Source organism: Mesorhizobium sp. B2-5-3, from assembly GCF_006441005.1.
GTDB lineage: Bacteria > Pseudomonadota > Alphaproteobacteria > Rhizobiales > Rhizobiaceae > Mesorhizobium.
This window is the reverse complement of record NZ_VFUS01000005.1, coordinates 81,717-97,109: the sequence shown is the minus strand read 5'-3', so window position 1 is coordinate 97,109 and position 15,393 is coordinate 81,717. Positions and strand designations below refer to the sequence as shown.

The window sequence follows — 15,393 nt, the reverse complement described above, 5'->3', positions numbered from 1 at the left end:
GCAATGCGCCAGATTCTCCAGAAAAATTCAGAGTTTGCGAAAAAAGATGGCCTCCCGTGTCGGATCGCCTACCGGGCGCCCGTCCTTGGATCAACGGCAAGGGAGTGGGACCATTTTCTCAGACGGCCGTTCCATTGTAGCAGCAAGAAGCAACCGAGGAGCACGACATGCAAAAGATCACCACCTGCCTGTGGTTCGATGGACAGGCCGAAGAGGCGATGAACCACTATGTCTCCATCTTCAAGAATTCGAAGGTGCTGAGCGTCATGCGTTGGCCCAAGGGCCACGCCGATGAAGGCAAAGTGCTGCTGACCACGTTCGAGCTCGACGGCGTGCCGTTCCAGGCGCTCAACGGCGGACCGCAATTCAAGTTCAACGAGGCGATGTCGCAGTCGATCGACTGCAAGACGCAGGAAGAAGTCGACTATTTCTGGGAGAGGCTCACCGAGGGCGGCGAGCCCGGCCCGTGCAGCTGGCTGAAGGACAAGTTCGGCGTCTCCTGGCAGGTCGTGCCGGAACAGCTGCCGCGCCTGCTCCAGGATCCGGACCGGGAAAAGGCCGGCCGGGTGATGAGTGCGATGATGAAGATGGGCAAGATCGACATCGCCAAGATCGAAGAGGCGGCGAAGGGGTGAGAAGTGGTCCGCGTAAGCGGACGGAAAGCCAATTGATTGGCTTTTCCGAGCTTCGAACGCCCTGAGCCTGCGAAGGGCAGGGCTGTCCATTGATTTTTGAGGCCGGCGCTGCCCCTCATCCGTCGCCTTCAGCGACACCTTCTCCCACAACAAGGGGAGAAGGAAAAAGGCAGCGCCGCTACGCCGCCTTGTCGCGGACCTGGTAGTCCTTGATCGTGGCGAAGCGGATCGCCTTCCAGCGCTCGGCCTCGTAATTCAGCGAGAAGGCGTGCTGGGCGAGGAACACCGGGTCGTTGTCGAGATCGCGGGCAATGTCGCCGCGATGGGCTTCGATGAAGCGCTGCACTTCCGTCTTGTCGTCAGCCGATATCCAGCGGCAGACCGAAAAACGCGACATCTCGAATTCGACCGGCAGCGTGTATTCGAAGTTCAGCCGCTCCTTCAGCACGTCGAGCTGCAGCGCACCGACGACGCCGACGATGGCCGGCGAGCCGTCCTCGGGCGAAAACAGCTGCACGACGCCCTCCTCCGCCATCTGGTGCAGCGCCTCCTTCAGCTTCTTGGCCTTCATCGCATCACCGAGGCGCACACGACGCAGGATTTCCGGGGCGAAGTTCGGCACGCCGCGGAACAGGATTTCCTCACCCTCGGTCAGCGTGTCGCCGATGCGCAGCGTGCCGTGGTTGGGGATGCCGACGACGTCGCCGGCAAAGGCCTCGTCGGCGGTGACGCGGGTGCGGGCGAAGAAGAATTGCGGCGCAGACAGGCTCATCGGCTTGCCGGTGCGCACCAGCTTGGCCTTCATGCCGCGCTCGAGCTTGCCCGAGCAGACGCGCACGAAGGCGATGCGGTCGCGGTGGTTGGGATCCATATTGGCCTGGATCTTGAAAACGAAGGAGGTCATCTTGTCCTCGGTCGCCTCCACCATCCGGGTGTCGGCATCCTGCGCGCGCGGCGGCGGCCCGAAAGCGCCGAGCGCCTCGATCAGGTCGCGCACGCCGTAATTGCGCAGCGCCGAGCCGAAATAGACCGGCGTCAGATGGCCCTCGCGAAAGGCGTCGATGTCGAGCGGACGGCAGGCTTCGCGCGCGAGTTCCAGCTCCTCGATGAAGGCCTCGCGCTCGTTTTCCGGCAACAGGCCGGCGACGCGGTTGGAATCGGGACCGTTGACCGGAGTGCGTTCCTTCTCGTCATCGCCCTTGCGCACGGCGTTCAGCGCCAGGTGGTAAGTGCCCGAAAACGTCCTGCCGCGGCCGATCGGCCAGGTGATGGGCGCGGTATCGAGCGCCAGCTTCTGCTCGATTTCGTCTAGTATCTCGAAGGGATCGCGGCTCTCGCGGTCCATCTTGTTGACGAAGGTGATGATCGGGATGTCGCGCAGCCGGCAGACCTCGAACAGCTTCAGCGTGCGCGGCTCGATGCCCTTGGCGGCGTCGATGACCATGACCGCTGAGTCGACCGCCGACAGCGTGCGGTAGGTGTCGTCGGCGAAATCCTCGTGGCCGGGCGTGTCGAGCAGATTGAAGACATTGTCCTCATACTCGAACGTCATCACCGAGGTGACGACCGAAATGCCGCGTTCGCGCTCGATCTTCATCCAGTCCGATCGGGTCTGGATGCGGTCCTTCTTGGCCTTGACCTCGCCGGCAAGCTGGATGGCGCCACCGAACAGCAGCAGCTTTTCGGTGAGCGTCGTCTTGCCGGCGTCCGGGTGGGCGATGATCGCGAAAGTACGGCGGCGCGATACCGCCTGTTCGATGTCTTCAGCCAATTTATGGAATCCTGTCTGTGGCGCGGGCTTCTAGCAGCGCTTTCCCGGCCTGTCGAACAGATTTGCCCGGATTGGTCCGCCGGCTCTTGAGATAGGGACGACGCGATGGCATCAGAAGACCTGTTCGATGGAGATCCTGCATGAGCAAGAAAGTGATCGTCATCGGCGCCGGCATCATCGGCGCCTCGATCGCCTGGCACCTGGCCAAGGCGGGCGCGCAGGTGACGGTCATTGCCGACAGCGCTGCCGGCAGCGTGGCGACGCCGAACTCGTTTGCCTGGATAAATGCCAGCTGGGGCAATCCGGAACCGTATTTCCGGCTGCGCATCCGCTCCATGGCGGAATGGTCGCGGCTGGCGCAGGACCTGCCCGGCCTTCCGCTCGCCTGGTGCGGCGGGCTGTGCTGGGACTTGCCGGCGGACAAATTGGAGGCCTATGCGGCGGAGCATTCGTCCTGGGGTTATGGCATCAGGCGGGTCGACCGCGCCGGCGCGGTCGGCATCGAGCCCAATCTCGCCGGGCTTTCCGACTTCGCCTTGCATGTCGCCGAGGAGGGTGTCGCCGAGCCGGTCGCAGCGACGAACGCGCTGCTGGCCGACGCCGAACGGCGCGGTGCGCGCTTCGTCTCCAGCACGGTTACGGCGTTGGTCCAAACCGGCGGCAGGACGACGGGCGTGGACACGTCGCATGGGCTGTTTGCAGCCGACGAGGTGGTGATCGCGGCCGGCGTCGGCTCGCCGGAGATTGCCGCGACGGCCGGCATAAGGCTACCGATCGAAATGCCGCCCGGCCTGATCGTCCATTCGCGACCTTACAGAAAATTGCTCAACGGTCTGGTGCTGGCCGAGCGGCTGCACATGCGCCAGACGGCGCAAGGCCGCATCATCGCCGGGTCGGACTTCGGCGGTGCCGATCCCGGGATGGATGCGGCTGCGACGGCGCGCGAACTGTTTGCGGCGGTGCAAGCCATGCTGCGCGGCGGCGATGGCCTGGAACTCGATTTCCATACGGTCGGTTACCGGCCGACGCCGATCGACGGCTTCCCGATCATCGGCCGCGCCGAGGGCATGGACGGCCTCTATATCGCGGTCACGCATTCCGGCATCACGCTGGCGCCGGCGGTCGGCTTGTTCGCGGCGCGCGAAATCCTCGACGGCGAGCGCGATCCGCTGCTGGCGCCCTATGGATTGGGTCGGTTCGCTCAATAGCTTGGTGACGGCTCTCTACGGCAATTCGCGCCGCGAGGAGGCTACCCGGCCAGCGCCAGCTTCGCCGGGGCCGGCGCAAACGGCTGAATATTCACGCCATCCCTGGTCATGGTGACGAAGCTCGATGGCGGGATCGCCTGCCAGTCGCCGCCTTCACGGTCGAAGGGTTCGGAGACGATGCAGCGGCCGCCGCCCTTGGCAGCGGTATAGAGGGTGGGCGCGTGGTCATCCGTGGCGTAGCGGACCGCGTGGAGGGCCTGCCCGTCGGAAAAGGCGGCCGTCAGCTTCAGCGCCGGCTCGATGCCGGCACGCCGCGAAGCCTCCAGCACGCGGCTGGTGGCACGGGCGACGGCGCCTTTCGGATCGGCGGCCAACCCTTCGTCGATCATCAGGAGAAAAAACAGCTCGGAATCGGTGGTGCCCTCGCGCTGGTCGAAGACGGCGTCGGACAGCGAATTTTCCAGCGCGCGGCGGATCTTCTCGAAGCCGCCGATCTGGCCGTTGTGCATGAACGACCAAGGGCCCGAGATGAAGGGATGGCAATTCATGCGGCTGGTGGCGCCGCCGGTCGAGGCGCGCACATGGGCGAGAAACAATCCGGATTTGATCTGTCGGCACAAGCTCTTCAGATTGGGATCGGACCAGGCCGGCAGGATGTCGCGGTAGAGGCCGGGCTCGGACCGGTCGCCATACCAGGCAAGGCCGAAACCATCGCCATTGGTCGGCGACTTGGCTTCCTCGGCGCAATGGCTCTGGGCGATCAGCGAGTGGCAGGGCGCCGTGAGGATGTCTTCGAGGAAGACCGCTTCACCGAGATAGGCCGCCCACCGGCACATCGCTTCTTCCGTTCCTAGGCGTGGTCCGGAAGGGCCTTGGGCTCCTTGACCGCGTGCGAACCTCTGTTGTGCGTCCGCTCGTAAAGTTCGCGGACGATTCGGCTGGCGGTAGTCTCGAACAGAAATGGCAAGAAAGCGTGAACGAGGGCGGCCCCGGCGGCCGTCAGCAGGCGCGAGGAAAACCAGGCGGCAAAGGCCATGTGACCGAAATAGGTTTCGCCGACCTTGGCCGGATGGGAGGTGAAAATCCTTGCGACCGACATGCTGCTCCCCTTCAGCGCTTAAAGTTCCTGATATGGGGTATCCTGGCACGGTTCGTCGGTTCATCGGTCTCAAAATGTCCTTGTATTTTGCTTGTTCGTGGGACAAACATCCCACATGGCCATCGAAATCGACGAAATCGATCGGAAATTGCTCGCCGAATTGCAACGCGACGGCACGTTGTCGGTCGATCAGCTGTCCGAACGGGTAGCCTTGTCGCGCAACGCCTGCTGGCGGCGCGTCAAGCGGCTGGAGGAGGATGGCGTCATCACCGGCCGGGTGGCGTTGGTCGATGCCGAGAAGCTCGGGCTCGGCCTCTCCGTGTTCATCCTGGTTCGGACCTCAAATCATGATCCCGAGTGGTTGCAGAAATTCCGGGCGGCGGTGACCGGGTTTTCCGAGATCACGGGAGTCTACCGCATGTCCGGCGACCTCGACTATGTCTTGCGCGCCCGCGTCGCCGACGTGAAGGCCTATGACCGGCTCTACCAGCGGCTGATCGCCAAGGTGGCGCTGTCGGACGTTTCGGCGTCCTTCGTGATGGAGGAGATCAAGGAGACGACGGTGGTGCCGATGGAAATGCGCTAAGGATTGGCTCCGGCCATAGTGATGCCCGAAAGAAAGCCGTTGATAGGGTCGCGGGCGAATTGACCGAATCGGCAATCGCGCCGATAGGATCGATTTTATGCGCGCAGCCATCCAAAATTCCTCCGTCATCGGTCCGACCGTCGGCTTCGTAAGGTTACCGCATGCGGAAGGACTCCCCCTCCCTGCCTATGAAAGCCCCGGCGCCGCCGGCATGGACCTGCGCGCGGCGGTGCCCGACGATCGGCCGCTGCTGATCCTACCGGGAAAACGTGCGCTGGTGCCGACCGGACTGATCCTGGAAATTCCCGAAGGCATGGAAGGCCAGGTGCGGCCGCGCTCCGGCCTTGCCTTCAAACACGGGCTGACCGTCCTCAACACGCCGGGCACGATCGACAGCGACTATCGCGGCGAGGTGAAAGTGCTGCTGGTCAATCTCGGCGACGAGGATTTTGCGGTGACGCGCGGCATGCGCATCGCCCAGATGGTGTTCGCCGCGGTGACGCAGGCGGGCGTCGAAGAGCGCGACCTGGCCGGCGGCACGGCGCGCGGTTCGGGCGGGTTCGGCTCGACCGGCACGGCCTGATGAACATACCGAAACTTGTCATCTTCGACTGCGACGGGATTCTGGTCGATACCGAGAACCTGGCCAACCGGCGTCTCGCCGAATGGCTGAGCGAAGCCGGGTATCCCACCAGCTTTGAATATTGCCGCAAGAACTTCTCCGGCCGCAGCATGGTCTCAGTGCAGAAGCAGATCGAAGAAGAGACCAGCGTCAGGCTCGGCGCAGACTTCGTCGAGCGCTGGAATGCAGGGCTGCCGGACCTGTTCGCCCATGGGGTCGAGGCGATTCCCTATGTCCGGGAGTTCGTCGAGGCTGTCCGCGCGGCCGGCATCGCCTATTGCGTCGCCACCTCGGCCAGGGTGTCGAAAATGCACATCACGCTTGGCCAGACCGGCCTGCTGCCGCTGTTCGAACATGCGATGTTTTCCTCGACCATGGTCGCGCGCGGCAAGCCGTTTCCGGACCTCTTCCTGCATGCGGCCAAGACGATGGGCTTTGCGCCTGCCGACTGCATCGTCATCGAGGACAGCGTCGCCGGCACGCAGGCCGGCATCGCCGCCGGCATGCGGGTATTTTCCTATCATGGCGATCCCTACAGCGACCGTGACGGCTTGATGCGAGCCGGCGGCATCCTGTTCGACGACATGCGCACACTGGCCGGACTGGTGCCGATCCACTGATCTGGACCGTTTTTCTGGGGTTGCGAGGACGCGCCGGACGAATTGTCAGCAGAGAACGCGAAACGCTTCTGAGCCAACCGCATTCGTTTGCCCGGGCAAGGCGGGCAAGCTAAAATCCGCGCCATCGCACTCAACACGATGGGGGAACTTCCATGGACAAGGGCAAGATCTTTCGCGACCTGCATGCCTCGACCTTCGTCATGCCCAACCCTTGGGACGTCGGCACGACGAAGCTGCTTGGATCCTTCGGTTTCAAGGCGCTGGCGACGACCAGCGCCGGTTTCGCCTTCTCGCGCGGCCTGCCGGACGGCGCGGTGACCTTCGACCAGATGATCCATCATTGCCGCGAGGTGACGGCGGCAACCGAGCTGCCGGTTTCGGCCGACCTCGAACGCGGCAAGGGCGACAGCGCCGAGCAGGCCGCCGAAACCATCTTCGCGGCTGAAGCCGCCGGCCTTGCCGGCTGCTCGATCGAGGACCACACCGGCGACCCGAACAAGCCGATCTATGATTTTTCGCACGCGGTGGAGCGCGTTGCGGCGGCGGCGGAAGCGGCCCGCGCGCTGAAACGCGATTTCGTCTTCACCGCGCGGGCGGAGAACTTCCTCTGGGGCAAGTCCGACCTCGACGACACGATCAAGCGGCTGCAGGCATTCGAGAAGGCGGGCGCCGACGTGCTCTACGCGCCGGGCATCGGCGACGTCGAGATGGTGCGCACGGTCTGCTCGGCGGTGAGCAAGCCGGTCAACGTCATGGCAAGGCCCGACTTCACCATTGCCGATCTGACCGCGGCCGGGGCAAAGCGCGTTTCGCTTGGGCCGTGGCTCACCAACTTCGCCTATGGCATGCTGGAAACGGCGGCGCGCGAGATCCAGCAGGACGGCACGTTCGGCTTCGCCCGCGCCGCCATGCCCTTCGGCAAGTTGCAGGCGCTGTTTGGCAAATCGGGATAAGCGGGCCGGACACATGACGCTGACCGTCGTCGACATGCACACCGGCGGCGAGCCGCTGAGGATCGTCACCGGGGGTTATCCCGATATCCCGAAGGGCACGATCCTGGAAAAGCGCGCCTATGTGCGCGACCATCTCGATCATCTCCGGAAAATCCTGATGTTCGAGCCACGCGGACATTACGACATGTACGGCGCGCTGCTGGTCGAGCCCGATTTGCCGGGCGCCGACCTTGCCGTGCTGTTCATGCACAATGAGGGCTATTCGACCATGTGCGGCCACGCCATCGTCGCGCTCGGCCGCTATGCCGTCGACGAAGGGCTGGTGGCCAAGCAGGAACCGGTGACGATGGTCAACATCGAGGCGCCCTGCGGCATGGTCGTCGCCTCGGTCGAGGTGCGCGACGGCAAGGCGGGTGCTGTGTCGTTCGACAGCGTGCCGGCTTTCTTGTTCGCACGCGACCGCAGGATCGAGCTGCCCGGCTACGGCGCGATCGGCTTCGGCATCGCCTATGGCGGCGCCTTCTACGCGCTGGCCGACTGCCACCAGTTCGGATTGGAATTCGGCCGCGATCGGGTGCGCGATTTCGTCGATGCGGCGACGGCGCTGACCGAAAGGCTGAAGCAGGAATTCCCCCTGTCACACCCCGACCATGTCGACCTCGCCTTTCTCTACGGCACCATTTTGACGGACGGGCGGGATACGTTTTCGGGTGAGCCGACGAAAAACGTCTGCGTCTTCGCCGAGGCGCAGGTCGACCGGTCGCCGACCGGCTCCGGCGTCACCGCCCGGCTGGCGGCGATGCATGCCAAGGGCGAGATCGCAACAGGCCAGACACGCACTTTCGAGAGCATCGCCGGCTCGCGCTTTTCCGGCGCGGTGGCGCGGACGGCGAAAGCCGGACCGCATGAAGCGATCATCGCCCGCGTCGGCGGCCGCGCCTACTATTGCGGCCGGGCGGAATTCATCGTCGAGCCCGACGACGAACTGGGGCGCGGCTTTCTGCTGCGGTAGGGACTGGCGCATCAACGGGACGGCTTGCTCCCCCGATCGGGCCGGGCCGAGATCGCCTTGTGCAGATGCACCATCATGGCTGCGGCGAAGAGCGGCGTCACCAGATTGAGCACCGGCACGGCAAGGAAGGCCGCTATCACCAGGCCGGCGAGAAAGACCGTCCCGGCATGGTGCCGGCGCAAGGCCCTGGCCTCTTCTTCCGGACGGAAGCGCATAGCGGCGAATTCGAAGAACTCGCGCCCAAGCAGGTAGCCGTTGACGATGAAAAAGGCGGCGATGTTGATGCCCGGCACCAGCAGGAGCAGCAGGGCGACGATGTTGCCCAAAACGACGACGCCGAAGAACTTTATCGCCAGCACCAGCGAGCGCAGCGCCGGCATGGCGCGGCCGGGCGGATCGCCGGGATAATCGGTACGCTCCACCACTTCGGCGACATCGTCGAGGAACAGACCGGCGATGACGGCCGTGACCGGCGCGACGAGCAGCGCCATGCCGAAAGCAAGCGCGATGGCCGCGATGATGCCGCCCAGCCAACCGGCCCAGGACGGCAGGCCGGGAAAGAGCGTCTGCAGCCATGGCAGCGCCAGCCACTCGACGAGGCTGGTCAGCCCGAACCACAAGGCAACCAGAGCAAGCACAGTCAAGCCCAGCGTCTTGAGGAAGACGGCGCGGAATTCGGGCGACAACAACTGGCCGGCGGCGGCACGGGCGGCGCTGGAGATCACGGTGCTTCCTCGCTTCGGCGGATTGCCCCTGGGAGGATAGGCAGCAGGTTCGCCGGTCACAAGCTCTATTGCCTGCCGTGGGTCAAGGCGGTCGTTTCAGGTTTCGAACTCTCCGCATCACCCCTCTTGCGAGCGCCGGCGCCGCCCCTCACTGTCCTGCCGGACATCTCTCCCCGTAGAACGGGGAGAGAGGAGCTGGCGGCAACCCCGGTGCCTCCATCGCAACGTGGTGATTGGCGAAACCAGTGATGACAGCGCCCTTCTCCCCGTCACTTACGGGGAGTTGAGGAGCGTCCGCGAAGCGGACGAAAAGCCAACTGCTTGGCTTTTCGAGTGACGAACGCCGGCAGGCGGATGAGGGGCGGCGCTACCTCGACAATCGGAGCCATGTGGTCTGAGGCGATTGCCCTGTCTGCCTATTGTGCGAGCGCCGGCTTGCGGGTGGGAATGGTCATGGCCGCGACGCCGGCGACGACGAAGGCCATGCCGAGCCAGGCCGTGGAACCCAGGCTTTCGCCAAGGAAAACGGCGCCGATGCCGACGCCGATCGGCACGCGCAGATAGGCCTGCGAGGTCGTGCCGACCGAGCCCAGCGTGTGGATCAGGCGGAAATAGATGACGAAGGCCAGCGCGGTCGAAAACACCGACAGGCCGAGCAAGGCCAGGATCGACGCCGTCGACGGCGCCAAGGTCCAGGGCTGGTCGACGGCGAGGCTGAGCGGCACCAGGATGACGGCGCCGCAGAGCATCGAGCCGGCGGCGGGCAGCATCGGGTCGAGGCCCTTGAAGCCTCGGCCGAAGATCGCCGCCCCCGCATAGCAGACCGTTGCAAGGACGATGGCAAGCTGCGCCCAAAGTTCATGGCCGAGACCGCCCAGCGCCTGTGTGCCCACGATGAGGCAGATGCCGGCAATGCCGGCGCCGACGCCGATCAGTTTGCGCAGCGTCACCGGTTCATGGCGGGTGATGAGCGCGGTCAACAGGAAGGTGAAGATAGGCGACGTCGCGTTGAGGATGGTGGCGAGGCCGGCATCCACCGAGCGCTCGGCGGCGGCGATCAGGGTGAACGGGATGACGCTGTTGAGGCACGCCTGGAAGGCGAAACGACGCCAGCTCGCTGCATCGCCCGGCATGGCGAGCCCGCGCCAGCGGATGATGGCCAGCAGGATCGCGCCCGCGATCAAGGTGCGGGCGGCGATGAACGTCACCGGCGGGATCGTCTCGACGCCGATCTTGATGAACGTATAGGAGGCGCCCCAAAGCACCGCCAGGAGGGCGAGCAGCGCCAGATCGGTGTTCATGTCGTTTCTTGCAGGCATGGGCTTGCCGCCTTCGGACCGGGATCGAACGGCCCTTTTTAGGCAAAGCCGCGGTAAAATGCTTCGGCCACGACCGAATTGTCGTAGCGCCTAGGCGTCAGGCGATATGAACATGGCCTAGGCAAACCGGTTGCAAATCGCTAGACCCGCGCCCGGCCGGCATGGCAAGAAGCCGGCGCGGATTTTGGCGGAGACATTGATGCCGGACTATGACGTGCTTTGCATCGGCAACGCGATTGTCGACATCATCGCCCAGTGCGAAGAGGAATTCCTGGAGACCAATGGCATCATCAAGGGCGCGATGAACCTCATCGACACGCACCGCGCCGAACTGCTCTACAGCCGCATGGGCCCGGCGATCGAGGCGTCCGGCGGCAGCGCGGGCAACACGGCGGCCGGCGTTGCCTCCTTCGGCGGCCGCGCCGCCTTCTTCGGCAAGGTCTCCAACGACGCGCTCGGTGAGATCTATGCGCATGACATCCATGCCCAGGGCGTCGCCTTCGACACCAAGCCGCTTCAGGGCGAGCCGCCGACGGCGCGCTCGATGATCTTCGTCACCCCCGACGGCGAGCGCTCGATGAACACCTATCTCGGCGCCTGCGTCGAGCTCGGGCCGGAGGATGTCGAGGCCGACAAGGCGTCGGGCGCCAAGGTTACCTATTTCGAGGGCTATCTGTGGGATCCGCCGCGCGCCAAGGAGGCGATCCGGCAGACGGCCAAGCTGGCGCACGCGGCGGGCCGCGAAGTGTCGATGACCTTGTCGGATTCGTTCTGCGTCGACCGCTACCGCGACGAGTTCCTCGAGCTGATGCGCTCGGGCACCGTGGACATCGTCTTCGCCAACAGCCACGAGATCAAGTCGCTCTACCAGACCTCGTCCTTCGACGAGGCGCTGGCCCGGATCCGCAAGGACTGCAAGGTCGCCGCCGTGACGCGCTCGGAAAAAGGATCGGTCATCGCGCGCGGCGACGAGACCGTCGTCATCCAGGCGACCGCCATCAAGGAGCTGGTCGACACGACAGGCGCCGGCGATCTCTACGCTGCCGGTTTCCTGCATGGCTACACGCAAGGCCGCGACCTCAAGACCTGCGGCGATCTCGGCTCACTGGCGGCCGGCCTGGTGATCCAGCAGATCGGGCCGAGGCCAAGGCAGAATCTGCGTCGCGAGGCCGAACTGGCGGGGCTGCTGTAGGGGGGCGGTGAAGCTGCCGATCTCCCCCCTCGTGGGGGAGATCGCCGGCAGGCCAGAGGGGGCGCTGTCCCGCTGGCATCTCCAGGGTTCTACACTGCCGCCAAGCCCGAAATGAACGGCATGAGCGTACTGTCATGTCGGGGCGCCAGTTCGAAGAGTATGGGCACGCGGAAGGGAACCACCGCAACCTAGCGATCCTTCGCGCCCCCCTCTGCCCTGCCGGGCATCTCCCCCACGAGGGGGAGATCGGCAGCTTCACCGTCGCGCGGCTGTCACACATCGCACCTACACGCAATCGGGGCGTCCTTGACTGACATTTGGGCGCCCTCAGCCAGTTGGGGTGCCAAGATGCAAGACAGCAAGCTGTCGGGCGGCCGGATTTGTTGCCGCCGCGATTTCCGCTTTCCACATTAGAAATTCAGCAACGGGCCGCGATCGGGGAGGAGCGCTCGCGGCCAGAAGACAGACGCATGAACAGATTTCATACAACCAAACAAGACGACTTCGCGGACATGGTCGCGGAGAAGGTCGAGCGGGCGCTTGCCCACTATGACGAGGCCATCAACAAACCCACCATGGTCTCGGTCGGCAAGATCGCTGGCAGCATAGCGTCCGCCCTCACCTTGTTGCCGCCGAAGCATCAGCGCGCCATCGATGCCATCCATGCCGACCTTCCGGGGCTGGCGTCGAAATTCGTGCGTGCGCTGGCCGCGGAAGCCGCGCGCCGCAGCGAAGCCGGCACCGCGGGCGCCACAAATCCATCGGCGGGTTTCGACGGCCCCGCCTCCCCGCTTCCGCGCACCCAGTCCGACGATCTCGAATCGATGCTGATCGAAGACTGGGCCGGGCGGGTCGCCGGTTCGACCTATCTGGAGGAACACCTGCGCATTGCCCGCTCGACCCTGCACCGCTGGCAAAGGCGGGGCGAGGTGGTCGCCTTGCGCAAGGGCGGCCGCAAGCACGTCTTCCCGCTGGCGCAGTTCGTGGACGGCAGGCCGGTGGCGGGCATTCGAGACGTGCTGTCGTTGATCGGCAATCCGAGGCTGGCATGGCTGTGGCTGACCCGCCCCTCGGCGCTGCTCGACGAGCGCATTCCCATCGACCTGCTGCGGCAAGACCAGGTCAAGGAGGTCGTCGAGGCGGCGCGGGTGTTTTCCGCGGATTAAGCGCGACCAGATCCGCCGCAGCTTTCGCATCCGACGCGCGGACCTTCCTCAGGTCCCCGCCGTGTAGGCCGCGATCGCCGCCATGTTGACGATATCGCTGTCCTTAGCGTTCAGCGAGACGATCTGCACCGGCTTGTTCAGCCCGACCAGCAGCGGGCCGATGACCGTCGAGCCGCCGAGCTCCTGCAGCATCTTGGTGGAGATCGAGGCGGAGTGGAAGGCCGGCATGATCAGCACATTGGCCGGGCCGGTCAGCCTCATGAACGGGTATTGCGCCATGGCACGGGCGTTGAGCGCGACGTCGGCGGCCATCTCGCCGTCATACTCGAAATCGACGCGGCGCTTGTCGAGGATGCGCACGGCTTCCTGGATGCGCTCGGAGCGCTCGCCGTGGGGATGGCCGAAGGTGGAATAGGCGAGCATGGCGAGCCTCGGCTCATAGCCCATGCGGCGGGCAAAGCCTGCCGCTTCCTCCGCGATATCGGCGATCTGCTCGGCGTTCGGCATGTCGTGCACGGCGGTGTCGGCGACGATCACGGTGCGGCCGCGCGCCAAAACGATCGACACGCCGATGACGCGATGGCCCGGCTTGGCGTCGATGACGCGCCTGACATCGTCGAGCGCGGTGGAATAGTTGCGGGTGACGCCGGTGACGATGCCGTCGGCATCCCCCAGCGCCACCATGCAGGCGGCGAAATGGTTGCGGTCGTTGTTGATCAGGCGCTGGCAGTCGCGGAACAGGAAGCCTTTGCGCTGCATGCGCTCGTAGAGATAATCGGTATAGACCGAATTGCGGCGCGACAGGCGAGCATTGATGATCTCCAGCCCCTGCTTGTCGAGGTCGATGCCGGCGTGCCTGGCGTTCTCCTTGATGACGTCGTCGCGGCCGAGCAGGATGGCGGTGCCGAGCCGCTGGTTCACATAGGAGACGGCGGCGCGCATCACTTGCTCCTCCTCGCCCTCGGCGAAGACGATGCGCTTGGGCTGGCGGCGCACACGGTCGTAAATGCGCTGCAAGGTCGAGGCGATCGGATCACGGCGGGCCGACAGCTCCTGCGCGTAGCGGTCGAGATCGAGGATCGGCTTGCGGGCGACGCCAGAATCCATCGCCGCCCTGGCGACGGCCAGCGGAATGGCCGAGATCAGGCGCGGATCGAACGGCACCGGGATGATGTAGTTGGGGCCGAATTTCGGCCGGTTGCCCTGGTAGGCTGCGGCGACGTCGTCGGGCACGTCCTTGCGTGCCAGGTCGGCAAGCGCACGCGCGGCGGCGATCTTCATGTCGTCATTGATGGTGGTGGCCCGCACATCCAGCGCGCCGCGGAAAATATAGGGGAAGCCGAGCACGTTGTTGACCTGATTGGGATAATCCGAACGCCCGGTCGCCATGATGGCGTCGGTGCGGATCTCCGCCACTTCCTCGGGCGTGATCTCGGGATCGGGGTTGGCCATGGCGAAGATGATCGGGTTCTTGGCCATGGAACGCACCATGGCGGTGGTCAGCGCGCCCTTGGCGGAAAGGCCGAGGAAGACGTCGGCGCCGTCCAGCGCCTCGGCCAGCGACCGCGCGTCGGTCTTGACCGCATGCGCCGACTTCCACTGGTTCATGCCTTCGGTGCGGCCCTGGAAGACCACGCCCTTGGTGTCGCACAGGATGATGTTTTCGGGCGCAAAGCCCATCGCCTTCATCAGCTCGATACAGGCGATGCCGGCCGCACCGGCGCCGTTGCAGACCATCCTGGTGGTCTTCATGTCGCGGCCGGTGATCTCCAGCGCGTTGATCAGGCCGGCGGCCGAGATGATGGCGGTGCCGTGCTGGTCGTCGTGGAAGACCGGGATGTCCATCAGCTCGCGCAACCGCTGCTCGATGATGAAGCATTCCGGCGCCTTGATGTCCTCCAGGTTGATGCCGCCGAAGGAGGGCCCAAGGAAGCGCACGCAGTTGATGAACTCGTCGGCGTCCTCGGTGTCGACCTCGAGGTCGATGGAATCGACGTCGGCGAAGCGCTTGAACAGCACCGCCTTTCCCTCCATGACCGGCTTGGAGGCCAGCGCGCCGAGATTGCCCAAGCCCAGGATCGCGGTGCCGTTGGAGATGACGGCGACCATGTTGCCGCGCGACGTGTAGTCGAAGGCGCGGCTGGGATCCTCCGCGATGGCCAGCACCGGCACGGCGACGCCAGGCGAATAGGCGAGGCTCAAATCGCGCTGCGTGGCCATCGGCTTGGTGGCGACGATCTCGAGCTTGCCGGGCCGCCCCATGGCGTGGAATTCGAGCGCTTCCTGCGCGCTGACGGACGGACCGCTGTTTTCGGTTTTCCTTGCCATGATGCTTTTGATTTCCTCGCCATGCGGCACCTCCTTGAGGCGGGTGCCTTGTGTGATTCCGAATTAAGACTACGCGCCGCCGCGTGTAAACCGCCAAGCGTTACCGAACTGGCGTCGGAAGGACGCATGGCGTTCAATGGTGGTTGATCTCCGTTCT

15 protein-coding genes are annotated in these 15,393 nt (G+C 64.9%); 9 read left to right on the top strand and 6 right to left on the bottom strand.

Annotated elements, in window-relative coordinates; genetic code table 11:
* Nucleotides 1–167: 167 nt before the first annotated feature.
* Entirely contained in the window at nucleotides 168–635 is a 468-nt protein-coding gene (locus FJ867_RS13390; protein WP_140497085.1) for a VOC family protein, read from the top strand.
* Between the two features lie 178 nt (nucleotides 636–813).
* Here the strand turns inward: FJ867_RS13390 and FJ867_RS13385 are convergent, their stop codons facing one another.
* Complete coding sequence (locus FJ867_RS13385) at nucleotides 814–2,406, bottom strand: peptide chain release factor 3 (protein WP_140497087.1); 1,593 nt, start codon at nucleotides 2,404–2,406, stop codon at nucleotides 814–816.
* A 140-nt stretch (nucleotides 2,407–2,546) separates the two neighbouring features.
* Between FJ867_RS13385 and FJ867_RS13380 the strand changes: the two genes are divergently transcribed.
* Complete coding sequence (locus tag FJ867_RS13380) at nucleotides 2,547–3,614, top strand: FAD-binding oxidoreductase (protein WP_140817609.1); 1,068 nt, start codon at nucleotides 2,547–2,549, stop codon at nucleotides 3,612–3,614.
* Nucleotides 3,615–3,655: 41 nt separating this feature from the next.
* Here FJ867_RS13380 and FJ867_RS13375 read toward each other — a convergent pair whose 3' ends face one another.
* Both FJ867_RS13375 and FJ867_RS13370 read right to left on the bottom strand, forming a co-directional pair.
* Nucleotides 3,656–4,450, bottom strand: a complete 795-nt coding sequence (locus FJ867_RS13375) for a class II glutamine amidotransferase (RefSeq protein ID WP_140817607.1) — start codon at nucleotides 4,448–4,450, stop codon at nucleotides 3,656–3,658.
* A gap of 14 nt (nucleotides 4,451–4,464) precedes the next feature.
* On the bottom strand, nucleotides 4,465–4,713 hold the full coding sequence (locus tag FJ867_RS13370) for a DUF6356 family protein (RefSeq protein WP_140523640.1): 249 nt from the start codon (nucleotides 4,711–4,713) through the stop codon (nucleotides 4,465–4,467).
* A 115-nt stretch (nucleotides 4,714–4,828) separates the two neighbouring features.
* On the opposite strand from FJ867_RS13370, the gene FJ867_RS13365 reads away from it, so the two are divergent.
* From FJ867_RS13365 to FJ867_RS13345, 5 genes are all read left to right on the top strand, one after another.
* Nucleotides 4,829–5,299, top strand: a complete 471-nt coding sequence (locus tag FJ867_RS13365; RefSeq protein WP_140817605.1) for an Lrp/AsnC family transcriptional regulator — start codon at nucleotides 4,829–4,831, stop codon at nucleotides 5,297–5,299.
* A gap of 97 nt (nucleotides 5,300–5,396) precedes the next feature.
* The gene (gene dut / locus FJ867_RS13360; RefSeq protein ID WP_140624875.1) at nucleotides 5,397–5,882 is read left to right on the top strand and encodes a dUTP diphosphatase; all 486 of its coding nucleotides are present in this window, start codon (nucleotides 5,397–5,399) and stop codon (nucleotides 5,880–5,882) included.
* Complete coding sequence (locus tag FJ867_RS13355; RefSeq protein WP_181167621.1) at nucleotides 5,882–6,541, top strand: HAD family phosphatase; 660 nt, start codon at nucleotides 5,882–5,884, stop codon at nucleotides 6,539–6,541. Before dut ends, FJ867_RS13355 begins: the two co-directional genes overlap by 1 nt.
* Before the next feature lie 152 nt (nucleotides 6,542–6,693).
* Nucleotides 6,694–7,494 carry an oxaloacetate decarboxylase gene (locus FJ867_RS13350; protein WP_140523629.1) on the top strand — a complete coding sequence of 267 codons (801 nt, stop codon included), beginning with the start codon at nucleotides 6,694–6,696 and terminating at the stop codon, nucleotides 7,492–7,494.
* 13 nt (nucleotides 7,495–7,507) lie between these two features.
* Nucleotides 7,508–8,506 (top strand): proline racemase family protein, encoded by a 999-nt coding sequence (locus FJ867_RS13345; RefSeq protein ID WP_140564931.1) that lies wholly within the window; start codon nucleotides 7,508–7,510, stop codon nucleotides 8,504–8,506.
* 11 nt (nucleotides 8,507–8,517) lie between these two features.
* Here the strand turns inward: FJ867_RS13345 and FJ867_RS13340 are convergent, their stop codons facing one another.
* Both FJ867_RS13340 and FJ867_RS13335 read right to left on the bottom strand, forming a co-directional pair.
* The gene (locus tag FJ867_RS13340; RefSeq protein ID WP_140564932.1) at nucleotides 8,518–9,231 is read right to left on the bottom strand and encodes a sulfate transporter family protein; all 714 of its coding nucleotides are present in this window, start codon (nucleotides 9,229–9,231) and stop codon (nucleotides 8,518–8,520) included.
* A 416-nt stretch (nucleotides 9,232–9,647) separates the two neighbouring features.
* Entirely contained in the window at nucleotides 9,648–10,550 is a 903-nt protein-coding gene (locus FJ867_RS13335; protein WP_140497107.1) for an EamA family transporter, read from the bottom strand.
* A gap of 199 nt (nucleotides 10,551–10,749) precedes the next feature.
* On the opposite strand from FJ867_RS13335, the gene FJ867_RS13330 reads away from it, so the two are divergent.
* Complete coding sequence (locus tag FJ867_RS13330) at nucleotides 10,750–11,742, top strand: adenosine kinase (RefSeq protein WP_140523618.1); 993 nt, start codon at nucleotides 10,750–10,752, stop codon at nucleotides 11,740–11,742.
* Between the two features lie 470 nt (nucleotides 11,743–12,212).
* Nucleotides 12,213–12,908: a hypothetical protein gene (locus tag FJ867_RS13325; protein ID WP_140564934.1), complete on the top strand. Its 696-nt coding sequence runs from the start codon at nucleotides 12,213–12,215 to the stop codon at nucleotides 12,906–12,908.
* Nucleotides 12,909–12,956: 48 nt separating this feature from the next.
* Here FJ867_RS13325 and FJ867_RS13320 read toward each other — a convergent pair whose 3' ends face one another.
* Complete coding sequence (locus FJ867_RS13320; RefSeq protein ID WP_140497115.1) at nucleotides 12,957–15,236, bottom strand: NADP-dependent malic enzyme; 2,280 nt, start codon at nucleotides 15,234–15,236, stop codon at nucleotides 12,957–12,959.
* Nucleotides 15,237–15,393: the final 157 nt, after the last annotated feature.

Excerpts from the sequence above, each read along its gene's own strand:
- FJ867_RS13390 (WP_140497085.1), top strand. The coding sequence starts at position 168 with ATGCAAAAGATCACCACCTGCCTGTGGTTCGATGGACAGGCCGAAGAG.
- FJ867_RS13380 (WP_140817609.1), top strand. The coding sequence starts at position 2,547 with ATGAGCAAGAAAGTGATCGTCATCGGCGCCGGCATCATCGGCGCCTCG.
- FJ867_RS13375 (WP_140817607.1), bottom strand. The coding sequence starts at position 4,450 with ATGTGCCGGTGGGCGGCCTATCTCGGTGAAGCGGTCTTCCTCGAAGAC.
- FJ867_RS13370 (WP_140523640.1), bottom strand. The coding sequence starts at position 4,713 with ATGTCGGTCGCAAGGATTTTCACCTCCCATCCGGCCAAGGTCGGCGAA.
- FJ867_RS13365 (WP_140817605.1), top strand. The coding sequence starts at position 4,829 with ATGGCCATCGAAATCGACGAAATCGATCGGAAATTGCTCGCCGAATTG.
- dut (WP_140624875.1), top strand. The coding sequence starts at position 5,397 with ATGCGCGCAGCCATCCAAAATTCCTCCGTCATCGGTCCGACCGTCGGC.
- FJ867_RS13355 (WP_181167621.1), top strand. The coding sequence starts at position 5,882 with ATGAACATACCGAAACTTGTCATCTTCGACTGCGACGGGATTCTGGTC.
- FJ867_RS13350 (WP_140523629.1), top strand. The coding sequence starts at position 6,694 with ATGGACAAGGGCAAGATCTTTCGCGACCTGCATGCCTCGACCTTCGTC.
- FJ867_RS13345 (WP_140564931.1), top strand. The coding sequence starts at position 7,508 with ATGACGCTGACCGTCGTCGACATGCACACCGGCGGCGAGCCGCTGAGG.
- FJ867_RS13335 (WP_140497107.1), bottom strand. The coding sequence starts at position 10,550 with ATGCCTGCAAGAAACGACATGAACACCGATCTGGCGCTGCTCGCCCTC.
- FJ867_RS13330 (WP_140523618.1), top strand. The coding sequence starts at position 10,750 with ATGCCGGACTATGACGTGCTTTGCATCGGCAACGCGATTGTCGACATC.
- FJ867_RS13325 (WP_140564934.1), top strand. The coding sequence starts at position 12,213 with ATGAACAGATTTCATACAACCAAACAAGACGACTTCGCGGACATGGTC.
- FJ867_RS13320 (WP_140497115.1), bottom strand. The coding sequence starts at position 15,236 with ATGGCAAGGAAAACCGAAAACAGCGGTCCGTCCGTCAGCGCGCAGGAA.